Consider the following 2660-nt stretch of genomic DNA (forward strand, 5'->3'; position numbering starts at 1 on the left):
CCGTAAGGCCAGGCCGGCAGGCAGGTGTTTAGGTGTAGAGGGCGAGGGCCTCGGCCGCGGCGGCGCGGACCTCGTCGGCCAGCGCGGCGGGGGCAAGCACCCGGGCGTCCTCCCCCAGGCGCAGCGCGAGGCGGCGCACCCAGCTGGTGTCCGGGGTGCGCAGCACGGCGCGCAGGCGTCCCTCGCCAGCCTCGGTAACCGACTCGCACGGGTAGTACTCGGCCACCCAGCGCGCGTCGGCGGCCAGCTCAAGCTCCACCCGCTCGTCGGACTCCGACGGGCGGAACAGCCCGGCGTCCACGTCCTTCTGCTCGGCTTCGGCGGGCACCTCGGCTGGCACGTCAAGCACGTCCAGGTCGAGTATCCGGTCGAGCCGGAACAGCCGCACCCCTTCGGCCAGCCGGCACCAGCCTTCCAGGTACGTGCGGCCCTCCACCACCAGGAGCCGCATCGGGTCCACGTCGCGCTCGGTCGGCGCGGCACGGCCAGGCACGTAGTGGCGCAGGTGCAGGCGCCTGCCCGCGCCCAGAGCAGTGCTGATCTTCGCGGCCAGGCCGCGTACGTTCTGACTATCGACTTGGATCATCACCTGGGAGCTCGCCGCGGCGCTCGCGCCGGCCGCACCCTCGATCTTGGCGATCAGCCGGCCGACCGCGGAACCGTCGGCGGGGACCTCAGCCAGCATCCGCAGCGCAACGAGCAGCGCGCTCGCCTCGTCGGCCGCCAGCCGCAGCGGGCGAGCGATCGACTCGGCCTGGCTGACCGTGATCTCGCCGCCCTCGTAGGACAGGTCGATCGGGCAGTACGGCTCCGGCGCCTTCAGCTCCACACACCAGGCGAGGTTCAGGTCGTCGATCAGCTCGCGTTCGGTCATGCCGAACGCCGCGGCCGCCTCCGATAGGCTCACGACCTTCCTGCTGACCACGTACGGGACCAGCGCGAGCAGGCGGCGCAGCCGCTCGGCGGAGGTCACCATGCGGGGCTGGCTCGTGCTCACGCCAGGATCCCCTTGAGCCGGCGGATGACCGCCTCGCGCAGGTCCGGCGGCTCGAGCACCACGACGTCGGGGCCGAACGAGGCGAGGTGGTCCGCGTACCAGGGCACGTCGGCGAAGCTCACCGTGACCCGGTCCCAGCCTTGTGCTTCGTCCGGAGCGACCTCGCTCGCCCAGCGGCGCAGTCCGAAACCGGCGCCCGCGCGGACTTTGAGCACCGCGGTGAGGTCGCGGGCCGGCGAGACGTCCCAGCTCTTCACCAGCTCGCGGACGTCCGCATCCGGCGGGACGGTGACGCTGCCCGCCGGGCCGGCCATCTTTACCGGGCCCGTGATGCGGCTGAGCCGGAAGACCCGCGGGGCGTTCCGCGTGCGGTCGTGGCCGGCCACGTACCAGCGGCCCCTCCTGTTGACCACGCCCCAGGGCTCGAGCTCCCGCTTGGTCGCGGTGGAGCGGCCGCCGGCGATGTGGTCGAACGTCACCGGGCGGTGGTCCCTGACGGCCTCCCAGAGCGGGCCGAACGCGGGCTCCTGGGTGCTCAGCCGGGGCTCGATGCCGAGGCTCTGCTTGTCGTCGTCCTGGTCGGAGCCTGGCGGGGCCGCGGCCTTGAGCTTGAGCAGGGCGCCTGCGGCGGCGCCCGCCAGCGCGGCGCTCTGCCAGACCCGGGAGGCGATGCCGAGCACCGCCGCCTCGTCGGCTTCGAGCCTGATCTCGGGGAGCTCGTAGTCCTGCTTCTTGATGCGGTAGCCGGGCTCCTCGTCGAGCGCGTTGTTCACGCCGGTCTCCAGCGGGATGCCCAGCTCCCTGAGCTCTTCCTTGTCGCGCTCGAACATCCGCTTGAAGGCCTCGTGCTCGTCGGGGTAGCCGCGCACCGCGGCGCGGATCTCCTCTGCGGTCAGGTACCGGCGAGAGGACAGCAGCAGGACGACGACGGACAGCAGGCGCTCGGTCCTGCGCTTCGACATCGCGTCCTCCCTGATGTGTTCTAGTCTGCCGTCGTGATCCGATGGCGAAGCGGGACCGTGACGGCATTGCGGCGCGAATGGCAAGGAGCAGCCGAGATCATGGTATCCGTGGACGGGGCGGAGGTTCGCGCGCTCGCGTACCCGGCCCTGACGGGCGCGCCGCGTGTCGGCGACCAGGTGCTGCTCAACGTGGGCGCCCTCCAGCGCGGCCTCGGCACCGGCGGCTACGCGTTCGTGGTCGCCATCCCCGGCCGGCTGCCTGTCGATTCGGATCATCCCGATACCGGGCATATCGTGAAATCTCGGTATACGCCCCTGCAGGTCATGGTGTCGAGCGTCGAGGAGCAGGGGTCGCCGCACCACGAGCTGCTGCGGGACGCCGCATCCGTCGACGGGATGCCGGTGGTGGTCGCGGATCTGCACTCGGCGCTGCCCGCGGTGCTGGCCGGCCTCTTCGCGGCGCGGCCGTCGTGCCGGGCGGTGTACGTCATGCAGGACGGCGGGGCACTGCCCGCGTGGTTCTCCCGGACGGTCGCGGGACTGCGCGACGCGGGCTGGCTGGCGGCGACGGTGACGACGGGGCAGTCGTTCGGCGGCGACCTGGAGGCGGTGACCGTGCACAGCGGGCTGCTCGCCGCGCGGCACGTGGCCGGGGCCGACGTGGCGGTGGTCGCGCAGGGGCCGGGCAATCTCGGCACCGG

General features: G+C 72.6%; 3 protein-coding genes. 1 reads left to right on the top strand and 2 read right to left on the bottom strand.

The window, feature by feature from the left end; genetic code table 11:
- Window positions 1–28 precede the first annotated feature (28 nt).
- Both WA805_RS31715 and WA805_RS31720 read right to left on the bottom strand, forming a co-directional pair.
- Window positions 29–976 carry a helix-turn-helix transcriptional regulator gene (locus tag WA805_RS31715; RefSeq protein ID WP_425244188.1) on the bottom strand — a complete coding sequence of 316 codons (948 nt, stop codon included), beginning with the start codon at window positions 974–976 and terminating at the stop codon, window positions 29–31.
- Between the two features lie 17 nt (window positions 977–993).
- The gene (locus WA805_RS31720) at window positions 994–1959 is read right to left on the bottom strand and encodes a helix-turn-helix transcriptional regulator (protein ID WP_422277978.1); all 966 of its coding nucleotides are present in this window, start codon (window positions 1957–1959) and stop codon (window positions 994–996) included.
- Between the two features lie 33 nt (window positions 1960–1992).
- Here WA805_RS31720 and WA805_RS31725 point away from each other — a divergent pair.
- The coding region (locus WA805_RS31725; protein ID WP_425244187.1) for a DUF3866 family protein at window positions 1993–2660 on the top strand (668 nt) is incomplete at its 3' end.

It is taken from the genome of Trebonia sp. (genome assembly GCF_049794275.1).
GTDB lineage: Bacteria > Actinomycetota > Actinomycetes > Streptosporangiales > Streptosporangiaceae > Trebonia.